14 protein-coding genes are annotated in these 18653 nt (G+C 41.5%); 5 read left to right on the plus strand and 9 right to left on the minus strand.

All coding sequences use genetic code 11. From position 1 onward, the window contains the following. Window positions 1-263: 263 nt before the first annotated feature. Window positions 264-1313 carry a DUF4760 domain-containing protein gene (locus CQ839_RS04845; RefSeq protein WP_181016101.1) on the plus strand — a complete coding sequence of 350 codons (1050 nt, stop codon included), beginning with the start codon at window positions 264-266 and terminating at the stop codon, window positions 1311-1313. A 99-nt stretch (window positions 1314-1412) separates the two neighbouring features. Then, window positions 1413-1802, plus strand: a complete 390-nt coding sequence (locus tag CQ839_RS04850; RefSeq protein WP_103667147.1) for a nuclease A inhibitor family protein — start codon at window positions 1413-1415, stop codon at window positions 1800-1802. On the opposite strand, the gene CQ839_RS04855 is transcribed toward CQ839_RS04850, so the two are convergent. The 3 genes from CQ839_RS04855 to CQ839_RS04865 all read right to left on the minus strand — a co-directional run bounded on the left by CQ839_RS04855 (window position 1799) and on the right by CQ839_RS04865 (window position 6491). Further along, window positions 1799-2728, minus strand: a complete 930-nt coding sequence (locus CQ839_RS04855) for a DNA/RNA non-specific endonuclease (RefSeq protein WP_103667148.1) — start codon at window positions 2726-2728, stop codon at window positions 1799-1801. The genes CQ839_RS04850 and CQ839_RS04855 overlap by 4 nt on opposite strands. A 124-nt stretch (window positions 2729-2852) precedes the next feature. Beyond that, window positions 2853-3677 (minus strand): hypothetical protein, encoded by an 825-nt coding sequence (locus tag CQ839_RS04860; RefSeq protein ID WP_103667149.1) that lies wholly within the window; start codon window positions 3675-3677, stop codon window positions 2853-2855. Window positions 3678-3896: 219 nt separating this feature from the next. Continuing rightward, window positions 3897-6491: a tetratricopeptide repeat protein gene (locus CQ839_RS04865; RefSeq protein ID WP_181016102.1), complete on the minus strand. Its 2595-nt coding sequence runs from the start codon at window positions 6489-6491 to the stop codon at window positions 3897-3899. Between CQ839_RS04865 and CQ839_RS25040 the strand changes: the two genes are divergently transcribed. Beyond that, window positions 6481-6717 (plus strand): hypothetical protein, encoded by a 237-nt coding sequence (locus CQ839_RS25040; RefSeq protein ID WP_181016103.1) that lies wholly within the window; start codon window positions 6481-6483, stop codon window positions 6715-6717. The two genes, CQ839_RS04865 and CQ839_RS25040, sit on opposite strands and share 11 nt — an antisense overlap. 299 nt (window positions 6718-7016) lie before the next feature. Here the strand turns inward: CQ839_RS25040 and CQ839_RS04870 are convergent, their stop codons facing one another. From CQ839_RS04870 to CQ839_RS04895, 6 genes are all read right to left on the minus strand, one after another. Further along, window positions 7017-10376 carry a tetratricopeptide repeat protein gene (locus CQ839_RS04870; RefSeq protein ID WP_103667151.1) on the minus strand — a complete coding sequence of 1120 codons (3360 nt, stop codon included), beginning with the start codon at window positions 10374-10376 and terminating at the stop codon, window positions 7017-7019. A gap of 207 nt (window positions 10377-10583) precedes the next feature. Next, window positions 10584-11219 (minus strand): HAS-barrel domain-containing protein, encoded by a 636-nt coding sequence (locus tag CQ839_RS04875; protein WP_103667152.1) that lies wholly within the window; start codon window positions 11217-11219, stop codon window positions 10584-10586. A gap of 15 nt (window positions 11220-11234) precedes the next feature. Then, window positions 11235-11684, minus strand: coding sequence for a YbjN domain-containing protein (locus tag CQ839_RS04880; RefSeq protein ID WP_103667153.1), 450 nt, complete (start codon window positions 11682-11684; stop codon window positions 11235-11237). 60 nt (window positions 11685-11744) lie between these two features. Continuing rightward, the gene (locus CQ839_RS04885; RefSeq protein WP_103667154.1) at window positions 11745-12188 is read right to left on the minus strand and encodes a YbjN domain-containing protein; all 444 of its coding nucleotides are present in this window, start codon (window positions 12186-12188) and stop codon (window positions 11745-11747) included. 480 nt (window positions 12189-12668) lie between these two features. After that, window positions 12669-13688: a hypothetical protein gene (locus CQ839_RS04890; RefSeq protein WP_146048696.1), complete on the minus strand. Its 1020-nt coding sequence runs from the start codon at window positions 13686-13688 to the stop codon at window positions 12669-12671. A 273-nt stretch (window positions 13689-13961) separates the two neighbouring features. Further along, the gene (locus CQ839_RS04895; protein WP_219817720.1) at window positions 13962-15761 is read right to left on the minus strand and encodes an iron uptake porin; all 1800 of its coding nucleotides are present in this window, start codon (window positions 15759-15761) and stop codon (window positions 13962-13964) included. Between the two features lie 479 nt (window positions 15762-16240). Here CQ839_RS04895 and CQ839_RS04900 point away from each other — a divergent pair, with 479 nt between their 5' ends. Together CQ839_RS04900 and CQ839_RS04905 are read left to right on the plus strand one after the other, a co-directional pair. Beyond that, entirely contained in the window at window positions 16241-17374 is a 1134-nt protein-coding gene (locus CQ839_RS04900; RefSeq protein WP_103667156.1) for an FIST signal transduction protein, read from the plus strand. A 16-nt stretch (window positions 17375-17390) separates the two neighbouring features. Continuing rightward, window positions 17391-18563 carry a sensor histidine kinase gene (locus tag CQ839_RS04905; RefSeq protein ID WP_103667157.1) on the plus strand — a complete coding sequence of 391 codons (1173 nt, stop codon included), beginning with the start codon at window positions 17391-17393 and terminating at the stop codon, window positions 18561-18563. Window positions 18564-18653: the final 90 nt, after the last annotated feature.

Here is an 18653-nt window from a genome sequence, read left to right on the forward strand (position 1 = left end):
TGGACATTAGTTCTAGGATGTCTAGCCATAAAATTCTAAAACGTTATACTAACCAATTTTTTAGGGGGTATAAGTAACTGTAGTTTTTACTTCATTTTCAAGCAGAAAAAATTGTGAAATATAAATTTACTTGTAAATTTATTAAATATTCTATCAGGGTTACTTCAAACTTATTAATCTGATTAACAATGTAAGTAATGAGTAAAATCTTGACATGGAATTGTTGTAAATCAAATAGATTTATAATTAAAGAGGCTTACAACATGAAATCTCAAATACCAGACAAGTCTTTTCCTCCAAATCAATTAAAGAATGGCAATCATTATTTCAAGTATTTGCTACACTTTTTGAATGAAAGATTGATAAGATCTATACATTTTGATCTGGGGTTACAGTTTTTAGTATCTATAGTTTTTACTGTGGTTTTTATTTATATAGGACAAATCGTAATATCTACATTGAATCCTAAAGATAAAATTATTTCAAATCCTGTATTGAGCATATTAAAAGCTGGAGTTGGTTTCGGCAAAAATCATGACAATGCTATCAGTAATCAGATTTTACAGAAGGAACAAATCTTAAGTGACAAAAAAGAATCATTTGGCTTTATTGTGTCTGCCGTGGCAATAGCAGGATTATTTACAACAGCTAAAAGTATACATGACCGTAACCATCAAGAAAGACTGACAAGGGCAGCCTCTTTTGCTACAGAATGGTATAGCTCCGAGATGAAAGAGTCAACACTAAAAATTAGACAATATACAAGTAAGAAACTTGAAGAACTTGAAGAAATTAGAAAGATTAATAAAGATGGTAATAACAATAAAATAGGTGCAGTAAAGGTGTTAATGGATTTGAAGAATAAGAATCCTAGTGCATTAAAAAATATCCAAAAAAATATACACAGATCTTTTGAGTCAACAGGAAAATATTATGAATTGAAAGACCACTTAACTCAAATATTAACTTTTTTTGAAAATATGAGTCTAGATGTCAGGCTTGGGGTTGCTGACGAGGAATATTTAAAAGAGCTGTTTTTCTCGGTCGTGATTAAGTATTATGAACTATTCAATTGCTACTTAAATAGTGCAAGAGAGAAGCATGGTTCACTAGCCTACTGCAATTTTGTAACTCTTGCTCATCGATGGGAACAATCTCTCATCTATCCTGATACTCCATCTGGTTGTCCACCAGTTCTTGATGAGCAAGCTTTTTTTGTGGTCTCTAAAGAAGAAGATAATATAAGACTAGAATCTTATAAAGAAGAAGATAATATAAGACTAGAATTTTACAAAGGAGAAGATACTACGTAGAAGGAGCATAATGTATGAATATGCAGTCTAAGCCAAATAATTTGAAAATTTAGCACAGTGATCGCAGTATGGTCATAGCATAAGAAATTAACCACACTGATGACTTCCAAAGAAATCACCGATCGCATCACTAAACTCTCCGAAGGTTTGCTATTCCCAAGCGAGTCCGAATATCCCCTAGAACCTTTCACTTGGAAATCGGCAACCCTCAACCGTAAAACTATCCTGACTCAAGCGGGTAAACCCACGAAAACGCCCATCGAAGCGATCGCCTTAGAAGATTTCTTTGCGCCCGTTGTCACCGATGAAGATTGGTTTGAAGATGAAGATCGAGAGATCGCGCAAAGGTTTCGCGATCTCCAAGCTGCGATCGCCACATTAGAAAATGTCCAAGTATTTCGCCTTGGCAAAATCGAGATCGATGTTTATATCGTTGGTGCGATCGGGCGAGATCTAGTGGGCTTAAAAACTAGAGTTATTGAAACCTAACAGCCTTTCTTTGACTCAATTTGCTCTTGAATATCGGGCGGCACATTGGAAAAGAAGTCGTAGCCTGTTAATTTTTCAACATCATCAACCGATACGCAAAAATCTTGCCACTTATTGTTGCGTCCTTGCTTGTTCGGCATAAGCACAGCGATCGTTCTCGTACTAGCGGTTACACCTGCCAAACCTTTGGTGGGATCGTCGAGAACCAAGATCACTTTCCACATGGTTTCAGGCACAGAGACTTTGCCCTTCAACTGAGAAACAACACCATTGCTGCCTTCTCCACCAGTGCCAAAGCCACCAGCGATGATATAAAGCTCTTTGCCTTGATTAGCTAACTTACGACTGTAGCTTTCTAACTTTTCCCATCCGCCTTGGTTGTTATCGGGTGCTTGAGGCACGATGTTCGTCATCAAAAAAGTCGAGGAGTTAACCTCCACCGATTGACCGCGATCTTCAGAATTAACGAGATGACCGCGATCGAACCCTGATCCGCCATAGTTAGTAGTTACTACCCGATACCATCCCTTAGGTAAAGCTGGATCAGGACGAAAATTGTTTTGACGCTTTGCCTCACCCATCCATGATTTATTTAATTGCCATGAAGCCCAGTTTGCTATGTTGCGACTTTTGCTATAGCTCAGCACATACTCAGGCTTGAGCATCAAATAGTTATCGGCATTAGCAACGTCAGGCTTTGCTTTGCTAGGGTTTCCCGCTTTTAAATTTGGATTGCCATAGTCATTGTCAAGCGTATGTGCGGGGTTTGCCTGAATAGGGACTGTGGTTGGTGTTACTTTATTGGTGACATTGTTGTCAAGCGTTTGCTCTGATTGTGCGTGAGCTCGGTCTATGGCTAGTGTAGTAGTTTGGCTAAAACCGATAACCAGTAAAGCCGTCAGCAATAAGGCTAGTGGCGATCGCATATTGTTCTTAGGAGGAATTTGCCAATAGCATAGCGCTTGAAATACTAATTCTCAAAATGGCGTTGCCATAGTGGTCTAAAAAGCCAAAAAAAAGTTGCGGCACTTTGTGGCGCAACTTTTTTCTCTAAAGTCTGGGTGGGGCTGGCTCGGTAATTTCTGATGGTCTGTTTTGATTCATGTTGTGTAGCGTTACAGGATCTGGCGCACGCAGCCCTATTAATCGATATTTTTTAGTGTAAGTAGGAGCAATCTCTGGGGCTTCTACCCACTCATTAGTAGCCACAAAATCTTGAGAGGAACTACCACTTAAACCAGTTCCAACGGCATTACTGCGATTTTCACTGGCTCTCGATTTGGAAGCTTCGTCTCTGGACGGGGCTGAAGCTGATGGAGGAAACTCTTGAGTTCTAGGTAATGGCTCTAACGCGATCGCAGCTCGGCGTTTAATTGGCTTAAATGTGACTTCAATTAAACCTAAATCAGGGTTGTTAATGCCGCCATCTCGATCTAGTCCTGGATTCCCTTCTTCTAAAACAATAAACTGCTTCGCGATCGCACGAGGACGTTCCAAGATGACAGAGCGATCGCAGATTAACCCATCAATAATGGAAACACCATCAATTTTTACGCTAACTGCACTGGTGTAGTTAGGTGAGTTAATTTCAATCTTGTAGGTTTCTCGAATACCTACATTGATATATCCCCTAGGGTCGGCTCTGCGGATATTCCCATTCTGGTTGATGGCGATCGATACAGCCGAGTTTTGAGGGATATAAGGTCTTGATGGTACTGAGGATATGGTCTCTGTAGAGTTATTCCTGAGCTTCTCTTCGCTTAAACGATTGGCAGTAGCTGATGACGCAGTTGAACGAGCAAAACTAGCAATAACAATGCCGCCAACCAATACAGAACAAATTGCCAAAATTCGCAGGTTTGATGGGTTAAGCATGTGAGAAGCCTCAAATTTCTATTACCTTCAATTTACTCTAAGTAACGTTTCAATTTTTGCTGGTTACAAATTTAGTAACGAAATTGTTTTGCGATCACAAAGCCCAAAGAGGATATGGAGCTTTTCTCTGCATCCCCTTTGGGCTTTGATCTGTTCCAACTTAATCATTGCTATATAGCTGCAATTCTTACTTTAAAGATAAAAATTTATTCCTGATTGCTACAGCCCATTGCCGATCGCAAAAAATGCTGACCAATAATTAGGATGATTGTATTTTGGAGATTTAATCAGAGCAACTTGCGCTCTATGTAAAGCCTCAGTGGGTGAGATATCGCCTTTTTTGAGTTCGCTATAAAATGCTTCCATTAACGCTTGAGTACCTTCATCATTGACTGACCAAAGCGAGGCGATCGCATTTTTTGCTCCTGCTTTTTGGACTTGATAACCAAAACCTAAAACCTCTACACCATCACCGAGTTTGCCTATTCCTGTCTGACAGGCACTAAGAATGATCAGGTCTATATTTGGGATTTGCCAATCGCTAATTTCGTTTAATCGAATTTTGTCACCATTACCAAAAATGATGAAAGAGTTGTCTGGTACACCAACATTAAATTTCGCATGGGTGGCAAGATGGAGAATATTATGATTTTTGAATTTGGCTTCGATCGCTTGGCGGCTAAATTGATCTTCGATGAGGGTGACTGAGTTTTGAAATGAATTTGCGATCGCTTGAACTTCTATAAGTGTGGCAGGTAATCCAATTTGTCCAAACTTTTTCTCGTTAGCCTTGCCGCCAAATGCTCCTGCGAGGATGTTGGGTTGAGTTTTTAGATTTGGGGCAAAGTCGAAGAGGCTGTAGGCGATCAGGTTACTAATGCGGTATTTCTCTGCTAGCCATTGTTTGCCGTCATAGATTGCTGCAAGGGGAATATAGCGCAAGATGCCATCGGGTGCGTAGAGGATTGTGGTGACTTTGGCTTGGGTGAGTTCGGCTTCGATGGGTTTAATCAGTAATTTGTATAGTTTTGCCGCAGGTTCTTTGACATCTTCAGAGCCAGAATCAAGGAGACCCGCTCTAAAATCAATCACTAGGGTTTCTAGTTCTTTTTGCGAGATTCTGACGGTGCGGCTGATGGGGATGGTGTTGGGTGAGAAGAGGATGATTTCTATGCGATCGCCTAAAATCAAGGGATAAAGTAAAGCTGTTCCTTGAGGAATTTTTTGGAGATATTCGGGTACTTTGTTGATTTCTGATTTGGGAAGTTGTTGAATCTGTTTAGCAAGTTGACTATTGATTTCTTTGCTATTGTCTAAGCTAACCGCTAACAATTTATCGCTAATCGCTTTCTCTGGTTCTAAAAGTCGGACACCTTGAGCCGATCTGTCACTACCTTTGATATTTTTGAAATATTCTTCAAGTTCTTGGACTTTGAGAAGATCGAGGATTTGCAGAGCTTCCATGATGCGACCTTGCTTGAGAAGGAGATCCGCAAGGTTTCGATAGCTACTTGCAATGGTATTGGTAAAAGATTGCTGTTCTTCTTCTCTAAGACCTTTGAGACTTTGGCGAATAGACTCAAATACATTAACAGATTGCTTATAAAAGAGAATCGAGATTTCAGTCTGACCAAGCTGATTAAAATCAACACCCAAATTATTGAGTGATGTTGCCTCACCTTGGCGATCGCCAATTTGTTTTTTGATTGCCAAGGACTGCTGATGTAAATCAATTGCTCTTTGATACTGTCTAAGATTTTTGTAGACAACACCCAAATTATTAATTGACTTAGCCTCGCCTTGGCGATCACCGATTTTCTCCTGCATTTCTAAAGCTTGTCCATAGAAGTCAATTGCCTTTTGATATTGTCCAAGCCTTTCATATGCTGCACCCAAATTATTGAGTGATCTTGCTTCAATACTGCTCTCACCGATTTGCTTGGCGATCGCTACGGACTGCCGATAAAAATCAAGCGCCTTTTGGTACTGTCCCAGATAGTCATATACAAGTCCCAGATTATTGAGTGACGTTGCTTCACCATCGCGATCACCAATTTGCTTTTTGATCGCTAAGGATTGCTGATAGAAGTCTATTGCTTTCTGGTATTGCCCAAGATTTTTGTATATAGCTCCCAAATTATTGAGTGATCTTGCCTCTCCATTGCGATCGCCGATTTGCTTTTTAATTGCTAAGGATTGTTGATAGAAAACAATGGCTTTTTGGTACTGTCCAAGATTGTCGGACGCAAGTCCTAAATTATTGAGTGATATTGATTCCCCTTCGAGATCGTCGATTTTCTTTTGAGTTGCTAAGGCTTGCTGATAGAATTCAATTGCTTTCTGGTACTGCCCAATATTGTTATAAGCTAATCCCAAATTATTGAGTGACGTTGCTTCTCCATAGCGATGACCAATTTGCTTTTGGATTGCTAAGGCTTGCTGATAGAGTTCTATCGCTTTCTGGTACTGTCCAAGACTATCGTATGCGCCACCTAAATTACTGAGTGCCATTGCCTCCCCTTTGCGATCGCTGATTTGGGTTGTGATCGCTAGAGATTGTTGATAGAAATCAATTGCTTTCTGATATTGTCCAAAGTTTTCGTAGGCAGTACCTAAATTATTGAGTATAGTTGCTTCGCCTTTACGATCTTTGATAGTGCGATAGATTTCTAAAGCTAGCTGCCATGTTTGAATAGCGTCTCTATACAGACTGGCTTGATATAACTGATTTCCTTGCCTTAATAGTCGAGTTGCTTCTGCTTGGGAGTTTTGCGATGTTTGAGCTTGGATACTTTCAATGATTATGATGGACATCGGTAAACAAGACAAACAAGCCAACATTACAATACCGATCGCCTTATTCATCGTCCACATCCTCACATTTACATCAAAACCACAGTGGCACACCAGCCAGCATAAAGTGATATTCCCCAAAACAGGCAATCGTTACAAAAAACATAACCAAAATCCACCAATTCTCCGTAGGGGCGAAGCATTACCGCCACCATTTATGCATATCACCCCAATTATCAAACGGTAATGCTTCGCCCAAACCTCACAACGCAGCCACAATTTATCGGCGGGAGCGAAGAGGGTTAAGCATTTGCGTATTGAGATTTTTTGTGAGGAGTTTGAATATTGTGGCGCAAATGCTTAACCCCTACAGATCGGTGATAGAGACAAATTACAACAACTCATCAATCCCCTGTGGGGCGCAGCATTACCGCCACCATTTACGCATATCGCTGCGATTAGCGATCGGTAATACTTTTTCAAGAAAAAAAGGAAAGGTAAAAAAAATTTTCCTTTTTCCTTTTTCCTTTTTCCTTTTTCCTTTTTTTACAGTCCATTGCCGATCGCAAAGAAAGCTGACCAGTAATTAGGATGGTTGAAATTAGATGATTTAATTAGCGAAACTTGCGCTCTGTGTAAAGCTTCAGTAACATCAACATCACCTTTCTGTAACTCTTGATAAAAAGCAGCCATAAGAGCCTGTGTCCCAGCATCATCGACCTTCCAAAGCGAGGCGATCGCATTTTTTGCACCTGCCTTCTGGACTTGATAGCCAAAGCCTAAGATTTCCACACCATCGCCGAGTTTCCCAACTCCCGTTTGGCACGCACTCAACACAATCAAATCCAGATTCGGGATTTTCCAATCCGCGATTTCACCCAGACGGATTTTGTCACCATTGCCGAAGATGATGAAGGAGTTATCAGGTGTACCAGTATTAAACTCAGCATGGGTAGCAAGGTGCAGCACATTATGATTTTTGAATTTAGACTCGATCGCTTGGCGACTGAAATTGTTTTCGGTGAGGGTAACTGAATTGGTAAATGAATTAGCGATCGCTTGAACTTCTGTGAGAGTGGCAGGTAATGCATTCTGTCCAAATCTCCGCTCTCCCGCCTTACCACCAAATGCTCCTGCGAGTATATTTGGTTGAGTTTTTGGCTTTGCTGAAAAGTCGGAGAGACTGTAGGCGATCAGATTACTAATACGGTATTTCTCAACTAGCCATTGGTTGCCGTCATAGAGAGCAGCAAGGGGAACATAGCGTAGTATGCCATCGGGAGCATAAAGAATGGTTTTAGCTTTGGCAGTAACCAGCTCACTTTCGATCGGTTTAATCAGCACATCATAGAGAGCTTGAGAAGCATCTTTGACATCGTCAGAACCAGCATCAAGCAGACCTGCTCTATATTCACTGATCAATGATTCGAGCTTGGCTTTGGAGATTTTGACGGTGCGACTGATGGGGAGGCTGTTGGGTGAGAAGAAAATTATTTGTAGTTGATCACCTAAAATCAATGGATAGAGTAATACGGTTCCCTGTGGAATTTGTTTGAGATAGTCAGGAACTTTGTTGATTTCTGATTTGGGAAGTTGCTGAATCTGATTAGCAAGTTGGCTATTGATTTCCTTGCTATTGTCAAAGCTAAACGCTAACAGTTTATTGCTAATCGCTTTCTCTGGTTCTAAAATCCTCACGCCCTGTGCCGATCTGTCGCTACCTTTAATGTTTTTGAGATAGTCTTCGAGTTCTTGAACTTTCAGGAGATCGAGGACTTGAAGAGCTTCCATAATGCGACCTTGGTTTAAGAGTAAACCAGCCAACCTTTTGTAGCTGCTAGAGACAGTTTCCAAATAAGAAGTTTGTTCGTCTTTATTGAGCTTACGAATATCTTTGCGAATCGATTCAGTAACATTTATAGATTGTTTGTAAAATAGAATGGCAAGTTCAGTTTGACTAAGATTGGTAAAGATAACGCCGAGATTATTGAGAGACTTTCCTTCATCCTCGCGATTTTTGATTTTCTGCGCGATCGCTAAGCTTTGGAGATAGTACTCAATCGTTTTGTCATATTTGCCGAGCGCATAATATGCGATACCTAAATTACCTAGCGACTGTCCCTCACCCCTTCTATCTTTGATTTCCTGCTTGATTGCTAAGCTTTGGAGTTGGTACTCAATCGCCTTGTCATATTTACCAAGCGAAAAATAAGCAATGCCTAGATTACCTAGAGCCTGCCCCTCGCCCTGTTGATCTTTGATTTCCTGTGCGATCGCTAAACCTTGGAGATGATATTCAATCGCCTTGTCATATTTGCCAAGAGAATAGTAAGCAATACCCAGATTACCTAGCTCCTGCCCCTCACCACTACGATCCTTGATTTCCCGCGCGATCGCTAAACCTTGGAGATGATACTCAATCGCTTTGTCATATTTGCCGAGAGAAGAGTAATTGAGCCCTAGATTCCCTAGTGTCTGCCCCTCACCTCTTCGATCTTTGATTTCCCTTGCGATCGCTAATTTTTGCAGTTGGTAATCAATTGCTTTGTCATATTTACCCAGAGTATAGAAAGCATTTCCCAGATTTCCCAGCGAATTTCCTTCGCCCAGCCGATCTTTGATTTCCAGCGCGATCGCTAAGCTTTGGAGCTGGTACTCAATCGCTTGGTCATATTTACCGAGGGCATCATAAGCGTTTCCCAAATTGCCCAGCACCGAGCCTTCACCTCGACGATCTTTGATTTCCCTAACGATCATTAAGCTTTGGAGATGGTACTCAATCGCTTTGTCATACTTACCGAGGGCAGAGTAAGCAATACCTAGATTTCCCAGTGCTTGTCCTTCGCCCATCCGATCTTTGATTTCTCGAATGATTGCTAATCTTTGCAGTTGAGACTCGATCGCTTTGTCATATTTACCGAGGGCATAATAAGCAATACCTAGATTTCCCAGTGCCTGCCCCTCCCCCAGCCGATCTTTGATTTCCCGCGTGATTGTTAATCTTTGCTGTTGGTACTCAATTGCTTTGTCATATTTAGCGAGCGCATCGTAAGCTAACCCCAGATTGCCTAGAGCCTGTCCCTCACCCCAACGATCTTTGATTTCCCTCACAATCACTAGTCTTTGGAGTTGGTACTCAATTGCTTTGTCATATTTGCCGAGTGCATAGTAGGCGAGACCCAGATTTCCCAATGAATTCGACTCACCCCGTCGATTGGCAATTTCCTTTGCGATCGCTAAGCTTTGCAGTTGGTACTCAATTGCTTTGTCATACTTGCCGAGAACATCATAAGCGATACCCAGACTTCCTAGCGATAGTCCTTCACTCCGCCGATCTTTGATTTCCCTTGCGATCGCTATGCTTTGCAGTTGGTACTCAATCGCTTTGTTATATTTACCAAGAGAAAAGTAAGCATTTCCCAGATTTCCCAGCGACTGTACTTCACCCAGTCGATCTTTGATTTCCCGCGCGATCGCTAATCTTTGTAGCTGGTACTCAATTGATTTGTCATATTTACCGAAAAGCTCATAAGCGACACCCAGATTTCCCAGTGCTCTGCTCTCACCCTGTCGATCTTTAATGTCCTGATAGATAGCCAGAGCTTGTTGCCATGACTGGAATGCTGCCTCAAACTTGCTGAGATTGTATTGCTGACCACCTAAATTCAAAAGCCGATCTGCTTCCGCTTTGCGATCTTGTGTTGTTTGCGCTTGGACGCTCTCACTCATCACTATCTGCACTTGACCACAAGCTAAAAAGGTCAACAGCGCAATACCAAAAACCTTATTCACAGCCAAAATCCTCGCATTTACATCGAAACCTGCGATCGCATACCAGACAGCATAAAGCGATATTCCGAAAAGTAAATAGTCGTTACAAAAAATATAACCAAAATCCCAAATCACCTATTCCCCATAGTTCAGATCCCCGACTTTTTTGTGGTTAGCACAACTAATAGGTGAATGCGCCCAAACCTCACAACGCAGTCACAATTTGTTGGCGAGAGCGAAGAGGGTTAAGCATTTGCGAATTGAGATTTTTTGTGAGAAGTTTCAAAATTGTGGCGCAAATGCTTAACCCCTACAAATTTTTTCCTTTTTCCTTTTTCCTTTTTAAGGATGGACTTGTCCTAAAATTGCGCCGAGGCGATCATAATCATCCTTTAATAGAATGCTGAGCTTGCGTCCTGCTTGAACTAGCCAATTGCGATCGCATTTTCTCACTTGATAGACATTGCGTAATACCGCCGCAATTAGTTCATCGACAGGTGCATTGGTCATCTGGACTAAGGTTCTGATAAAATTCAACTCTTCTGTAAAGTTCTCAATTTCTGAGTCTTCACAGCCATATACGGCTTGATGGATTTGAGGAGGTTGTGAAGGTAGATGTTGATAGATATTGCCAACAGAACTAAAGCCTAATAGTATAACTTTAATTTCAGAACGGAGCATTGCGAAAATTTGGGGCTGCTGTTCGCGTAACTCTTGTAGACTCAAACCTAGAGCCACCGCACGATGAACAGAATCAATTGGGGCTGTTGTCGCATGATAAACCACGCCATAGGTAATAACTTCGCTATTCTCATCCTGTTGCGACTTTACCCAACTACCAAAAGATGGCATCAGTGGAAAATCTAAGTTGTCAGGTTCAAGACACTGAGCGAGAAACTCTGTCGTGGAAGTTGCCACAACTTCAGCAAGATGTTTTGGATGGCGATCGCGGCTAGATTGAACTAAAGGTAAAAACATTGAACTGGTGGTCTCTTAAATATCAAACAAACCATCTGCGGCTCTGCGTCCACCCCAACGCTGCACAATCAGATCGTCATAATGATCAGCACTTTCTAGCACTTCAGTTAAGGCTAGTTTAAATTCATTTTGTTGGCAAGAACTACCGAGCAAAGTCACATGAAATCTGATATCTCCTTCATCAGCCATGCTAAAGCCGCCAAAACGAAAAACATCATTCTGTTTAAGCAAATAGAGCATTAGTTCGTCACGAACTTCTACATCTGTCGCCACATATGCCCAAATATAAATAACGGATTCTGCTTCACGAAAGGGTCGAATCTCCACAAGCACAGTTGCGGAGCCGAACTGCAAACTAAAGATTGGGCTATCACTAACAGGATTGGATATCCGATCGCAAATATCGGGCAGCCAATCAGCTACTTTTTGATAGCAGTCTTGTTGTGATTCTGATTGAAAATTCACGACTGTAAATTACCATTTACTTAAAACCTCTTAGAGTTTACCGCGAGTTTACCGAATAATTTACAGACTTCGCTCTAAAGCTCTTTCGCCCCCCCATGAGGCAACGATCGCATCGTCGTATTTATCAGCGGTTTGAAGGACGGAGGATACTGAGGTCTGTAATTCGTTGCGATCGCAGGTGGAGCCAACTAAGGTTGTATGAAAACGAATATCACCATCATCATCAATACTGAAGACTCCAAATTGCATCTCAGAATTTTTTTTGAGCAAGAATTTCAGCAGATCTTGAGTGATTTCTGCTCCTGTAACTACATAAGACCAAGTAGAAATGATTGCTTCTGTATTTCCCCAAGGTAAAACTTCAACAGTTGCTGTTGCTGATCCGAGGGGTAAGACAAATACAGGCATATCGTAGGGCGGCGAATAGACATTTTCGTACAAGTCATTTAGCCAAGGTTGAATCTTTTCGTAACAGGCTTGTTGGATGGGTGTCTCGAATTTCATTTCCTGCGATCCTATTTCTTATCTTCTATCTGCTGTCCAATTTAGTGAAGACTGATGGCATTTGAATTCAAAATTTTGGATTTATTTAACAATTGTGTTACTAAACATTAATTTTTTCAGTATTCTCTGTTACGCGATCGCAACTTGAATAGTTGTCGTTATGCTCCGAGAAGAAAAAGACAGCGCTTCGCACTGCTTTCTTCTTCTCAGAGCATAATGAAAATTATAGCGATTAACTTTGTCTGAATTTGGTGTGAATAATTTTTATGGCAGCTAATCCAGTTTGGACAATGGAAGGGAATATTTTGTTTCCCACACCAGTTTTTAGCTTTGCAGCGCTTTGCGCTCAAACCCAAACCAAGAAAAAAATTTGAAAGCGTTGCGAAGCAACGCTTTCAAATTTTTTTCTTGTGATTCGTTTGATCGGTAATTGCTGTAACTACGTCTTTCTTCGACCTTTATAAGCTGGTTCTCAATCTTCTAAAAACGTCTCTTAGAAAGAGGCGAATCATCCAGATCAGGAATGACCAGAGGAACTAGATTCGGATTTGAAGACTGGGTAAGTTGGAAGGTTGGCAGCGAAGTTGGCGCTACAACAACGGGAGAGGTAATATCAGAGGGCGAGATACTGAGATTAAAGTTGCTAAAGTCACCTAAAACCGTAAAAGGAACTTCAGGAACATCCGCAACAGTATAGACGCTGAAATCTGGACTTGTGACTTTGGCATTGGCTTGAAATGTGACAAGGCGATTATTGATATTGGCAGTGCGCCCATCACTTAGCGCAATCGTGCCATTTACGACAACGCTAATATCTGCTGGGCTAGCAATAGGAATGAAAGATCCACATTCGCATGGAACCGATGCAGGAAATGTAAAGGTAAGATTGGCGGTTCCTAGTGGTGTGATTACACTATTGAAGGTAATCTCAGGAAATGCGGCTTGGTTATCAGGGATATTGAGTGTAAACGTTCCATTTGTAATCGGAATCACAAATTGGGGTGAGGGCAATGGACTAAATGCAGACTGCGGCACATTGACTGAACCACTGCGGAAGTTTGCTGTAATCTCTGTGATTGCGCCAAACAATGGCTCGTCAGGGGAAAAGGATGTTTTCCCCACAGTCACTTTAGCGATCGCTTGCAAAAATGCTGAGCTGTTAACAAGTGCGGCATTTCTACCATCATTGAGAGAAACACTGCCATTGATGTTCTCGATATTGACCCCAATTGGGGTATCGGTTAAATTGATCGAAATTCCACCTTGCCAAACAGGAAGATCAGGAGTACCCGTTACCGCAATAGTGCCAACTGGAGTAACAAAGGTTGGAGTAGTAACATATTCATTGGAGCCCCATGGGTTGGTGTCGTACCGAACCACAAAGCCACCACCAGAGACAGGTACTGCCACCGTCTGCGCTTCGGCGGATGGCATTTGCATCACTGCTGTACCTGTCGCCACTGCCACAGCCGAGATTTTCAACATTAATGAGTTATACATGTTTTCTCCATTAATTAAAATAAAATTATACCGAAGCAAAAAATGGCTACGCCATTTTTTGCTTTAAGAGCGTGTTTGAGAAGTTTTTACCCCCTCTAACTCCCCCTTGTAAAGGGGGAGGATCTGAGTTTCCCCCCTTTGCAAGGGGGGATTAAGGGGGGTAAAAGCAGAAATTTACGCTAAATTAAGAGACTTCTCAAACATGCTCTAAGAATCCTTACTGGGTTTGATCTTTAATATCCAAAAGTGTCGTCACAATTTTGGATATTGGTATTAGAACGAGAAGGTAGTACGTAAAGTACCAACCGTGATCATGTCACTGCTGCTGGTATTAACTGGGTTGAACAGAAACAAAATCCCAGGGGTCACACTGATATTATTGGAGACACGAAAACGATAAAAAAGCTCGGCGTGAGTTGTACTAGCGGGTTGCGCTCCAAATACGCCCCCAGTGCCTGAAATGGCGCTAGGCAAATTTAAAGCAGGGACACCATTTAAGCTGATAGTGCTACCAGTAATTTTGGGTGGTTGACCTACATAAATACCCGCCAAATCACCCTCGGATAACAGATTGGGCATATTTAAATATACCATCCAATTTGTGGTTTCAACCGTGCCAGACAAGCCTGCACCTAGTACATTTGTCGTAGTGTATCCACCCCAAGTTCCCAAGATCAAATTTCGACTAGCCCGCCACGAAAGGTTCGCTCCAAAAGCATTGGTTGATAGTCGTGAGCCAAGAGAACCAATAATGTTGTCACCCACGCCAGTCCCCAAAAGCGCATTGGTCGAGTAGGAATTGAGGTAATACAGCGTGGTATCAAGGCGATCAACAGGAATCATCGCTAACTGTACGCCAATTGTCGAAGGTCCATTAAACAAGCCACCGCTACCTGTGGGGTTGGCCGCGCTATCAAAGCCGTTGCCTGCTGAATAAACTGCTTGTAAGCTAGCGCGATCGCTAATTTGCCAGTCAATACCAAGCCCCGCTTGCGTATTTCCTAAACCAAGGATGGGGTTGCGTTGAGCAAAAGCCGAAATTGCCCCTTGTCCAGCACTCTCATAACGATTTGGTCCACGAAATACTGTGATTGGATTCACACCCTGTGACCCCACAATCAAGGCGAGATTGTCGCTAACTCGATATCGATAGGATAAATCACTCAATGAAAGTCGATTACCAGTATCCGACTCGTATCCTAAGCGCGTAAATGTATCGTTGAGAAAATATGGAGCATTGCTAAATCCTGCGCCTGTATTCAGATTTCCAGACTGTAAACCTGTGATTAAGTAGCCGCGATCGCTGAGCTGGGTCAGCAAAGTTAGCTGTAAACTGTATCCATAGGTAAGTGTCGCCGCAGGATCGCGAGTATCTTTAACACCATTCCGAGGATTTAAATCTGCGGTGTTACCAAAGCGCCCCTGTAAACCAAAGATAGCTTGTCCATATAGTTTGGTCGTCGTTGAAAACTGCTGTGATTCTAGTTTTGCGGTCTTTGCATCCAAAGCATCTACGCGACCTCTGAGGGTGGCTAACTCAGCCGCAAATTCTTCTTGCAATTTTTTGAGAGCGGCGAGGTCTTCTTGGCTGACTTTATCGGCAAGTCCAGAGGAAATAATTTCATTAATTTTATCGAGGCAAGCATTTACACCTGCGGCAAACTCATATCGCGAGATGGAGCGCTGTCCACGAAACGAGCGATCGGGATAGCCTGCAATGCAACCATACCGCTCAACCAGAGACTGTAAAGCTGTAAAAGCCCAGTCTGTGGAGCGCACGTCAGATAGTTGTGATATCGAAGTGACATTCTGCGCTGTCGGTTGGGTTACCGCTTGAGTTTTGCTTGGGGATATATTTTGAGGAGCGCGAGGATAATTGAGTTTTTGTTGATCCAGCTCATTAAGCATTTGACGTGTTTCATTTGAATCACTGCTCGCTGAACTAACAGGTGTTTTGGCAACTGGATTTGTGGATTTGGAAGTAGCCAAGGGTGAAGCGATTGGCTCAGCTAAGACAGTACCCCCATAACTCACTGTTAGACCTAACAAAAATAAATATAAAAAAGTTTTCATAAATTTTCCTCACATCAAAGAAGCTGATTACTTCACAAATTCTCACGACGCATAATACTACTCTCCTTGTTCACTAGCAGCAAGTCTTTTTAATTATGAATTTGTATTACCTCATCCCTTCTGCTAAATACTCTAGATTCATGCAAAGAGATGAGGAGTGATTGCTTAGCTTGCCTAAATCTTCCAATTGCAAATTACACATATTTTTAAAAACAAACAAACTGATAGCCCGTTAGTAGAGTTGTCTCTTTAAAAGCGGCGATCGCTGATTTTATCTCGCAAGGCTCTATTCGCGATCGCCTTGCGAGATACCGCAATAATTAAAATCTAGCTTCACCTGATGCTTTGTTAACAAACCCGTGGGGTTAACCCATGACAGAGCTATTTTTTTGTTTGTTCGTGCAATTGAGACATAACCGATATGATAGCTAAATCCGAAACGCAAAAAAATTGGTTGTTGTTTTTAAGGTCAAAATATCATGAAGATAGAACAATTGTGCTGGGATATAGCTCAAGGATGGCAAAGTAAGTCACCTGAGAATAAATTATCTGCAAATTTAGTACTGGTGTTTGGGGAAAGAACAGTTTTAAAAGCCGAAAATTCTCTTCAATATCTCAAGGAAATGTACCCCAACGCGATTGTTTTGGGATGTTCTACCGCAGGAGAAATTTGTAACACTCAAGTTATTGATGGGACAATTGTTGCCACGGCGATCGAATTTGAACACACTCAAATTAAGGGAAACTATCTGCGGGTAGAAGAATCAGAAAATAGTTTTGTGGTGGGATCGAAGCTAGCGCAAACCTTTGATACAGAAGGATTAGTACACTTATTTCTGCTGTCTGATGGATTATGCGTCAATGGTAGTGATTTAATTTCAGGACTACGATCGCAATTACCAGAGTCCGTAACAATTACAGGTGGTCTGGCGGGTGATGGTTCGAGATTTCAAGAAACCTTAGTAATTTGGAATGAAATTGTCGAAAAAGAGCTAGTTGCGGCAATTGGCGTATATGGCGATCGCATCAAAATTGGGTATGGTTCTCTAGGCGGTTGGACTACCTTTGGGGCAAAAAGGATGGTAACTAAATCTAAAGGAAATGTGTTATATGAACTTGATGGTGTGTCCGCTTTAGAACTCTACAAAAAATATTTGGGTGAGTACGCTTCGGGACTACCTGCAACGGGACTGCTCTTCCCCCTTAGTTTATATAACGAAACTGGCGATCGCGCAGTCGTGCGGACAATTTTAGCTGTAGATGAAGTTGAGCAAAACCTGACATTTGCAGGTGATGTGCCAGAAGGTAGTGTTGTACAGTTGATGCAAGCTAACTTTGATCGGTTAGTTGATGGTGCGATCGCGGCTGCCGAGAATAGTTTGATTAATATTTCTGGTTCTCCAGATTTGGCAATTTTAATTAGTTGTGTTGGGCGTAAATTGGTACTCAAACAGCGCATTGAGGAGGAAGTAGAGGGTGTCCAAGAAATGCTGGGACAAACAACTATTTTGACTGGATTTTATTCCTATGGTGAAATCGCTCCTGAGACTTTTGGCGATCGCAGCGAACTTCATAATCAAACCATGACGATTACAACTTTTCAAGAGCGTTAACCTGCCTTAAAATCCCATGCATCGCCTACTCCAACGTCAATTAAAAAAATATTTAAGTCAAACTTTGAGTGGTTTCACTGGCGACTTAAACGACTTAAATAGTATTCCCTTGGAATGGCAAAATTTTCTCAAAGCCATAGATGAGGCTTACGTTCAGTATGATGCTGAATATCGGATGATTGAGCGGTTGCTAGATTTAAGTTCTGAAGAACTATTACAAGCAAATAATCAATTACGAGAAATGCTCACAAATGTTGAAGGGAAAGTTGCGGAACGCACTGCTGAACTGATAAAGGCAAATAGCGAATTGGCACAAGCCTTAACGGATCTTCAACAAATGCAAGTTCATCTGATACAGGCTGAGAAAATGTCTTCACTGGGACAGCTTATTGCAGGTATTGCCCATGAAATCAATAATCCTGTCAATTTTATTCATGGCAATCTCAGGCACTTACATACCTATGTGATCAACCTGTTAGCCTTTGTGGAACTGATCCAAGAATGCTCCGAGAAAGTGAATTTAGAACTAGAAAGTAAAGCCGAAGAAATTGATCTAGAGTTTATCAAAATTGATTTGCCGAAAATTATTAAGTCGATGGAAGTTGGTACGCATCGCATCCGCGAGATTGTAATTTCCCTCAGAAACTTCTCTCATATAGACGAAGCTGAATTAAAGGCAATTGATATTCATCAAGGAATTGAAGATACATTGCTAATTCTTGGGCATCGCATCAAACCTCAGAAAAACTCTAATTCTCCACGAATTCAGATCATTAAACAGTTTGGCGATCTTCCCTTAGTAAATTGTTATGCTGGTCAACTAAATCAAGTTTTTGTGAATATTTTAGTAAATGCCATAGATGCCATAGAAGAATCTGCATCTAGAGAGAATAGCCCACAGCTATCAAATATATGCGATCGCCAACCATGCATTAAAATCCTAACCCAAGTAATTGATGATAACCATGTCGAGATTGCGATCGCTGATAATGGTTCTGGTATTCCCGAAGCAATTCAGCAGCAAATTTTCAATCCATTTTTTACGACTAAACCTGTAGGGAAAGGTACAGGTATGGGGATGGCAATTAGCTATCAAATCATCACCGAAAAACATAAGGGACGATTATCTTGTGTTTCTAGTGTTGGTAAGGGAACTGAATTTATTATTCAAATCCCTATTAATCTGTAAACTTTGCCTAAAACAACACAATGTTTCTGAGCAAGACCTGCGATCTCGACAAACCCGTGCATTAGTAGAAGGGAAACCCTCAAATACATG

This window comes from Pseudanabaena sp. BC1403 (genome assembly GCF_002914585.1).
Classification (GTDB): Bacteria; Cyanobacteriota; Cyanobacteriia; order Pseudanabaenales; family Pseudanabaenaceae; genus Pseudanabaena.

Excerpts from the sequence above, each read along its gene's own strand:
- CQ839_RS04860 (WP_103667149.1), bottom strand. The coding sequence starts at position 3,677 with ATGCTTAACCCATCAAACCTGCGAATTTTGGCAATTTGTTCTGTATTG.
- CQ839_RS04855 (WP_103667148.1), bottom strand. The coding sequence starts at position 2,728 with ATGCGATCGCCACTAGCCTTATTGCTGACGGCTTTACTGGTTATCGGT.
- CQ839_RS04895 (WP_219817720.1), bottom strand. The coding sequence starts at position 15,761 with ATGAAAACTTTTTTATATTTATTTTTGTTAGGTCTAACAGTGAGTTAT.
- CQ839_RS04885 (WP_103667154.1), bottom strand. The coding sequence starts at position 12,188 with ATGAAATTCGAGACACCCATCCAACAAGCCTGTTACGAAAAGATTCAA.
- CQ839_RS04865 (WP_181016102.1), bottom strand. The coding sequence starts at position 6,491 with ATGTCCATCATAATCATTGAAAGTATCCAAGCTCAAACATCGCAAAAC.
- CQ839_RS04850 (WP_103667147.1), top strand. The coding sequence starts at position 1,413 with ATGACTTCCAAAGAAATCACCGATCGCATCACTAAACTCTCCGAAGGT.
- CQ839_RS04845 (WP_181016101.1), top strand. The coding sequence starts at position 264 with ATGAAATCTCAAATACCAGACAAGTCTTTTCCTCCAAATCAATTAAAG.
- CQ839_RS04905 (WP_103667157.1), top strand. The coding sequence starts at position 17,391 with ATGCATCGCCTACTCCAACGTCAATTAAAAAAATATTTAAGTCAAACT.
- CQ839_RS04900 (WP_103667156.1), top strand. The coding sequence starts at position 16,241 with ATGAAGATAGAACAATTGTGCTGGGATATAGCTCAAGGATGGCAAAGT.
- CQ839_RS04890 (WP_146048696.1), bottom strand. The coding sequence starts at position 13,688 with ATGTATAACTCATTAATGTTGAAAATCTCGGCTGTGGCAGTGGCGACA.
- CQ839_RS04875 (WP_103667152.1), bottom strand. The coding sequence starts at position 11,219 with ATGTTTTTACCTTTAGTTCAATCTAGCCGCGATCGCCATCCAAAACAT.
- CQ839_RS25040 (WP_181016103.1), top strand. The coding sequence starts at position 6,481 with ATGATGGACATCGGTAAACAAGACAAACAAGCCAACATTACAATACCG.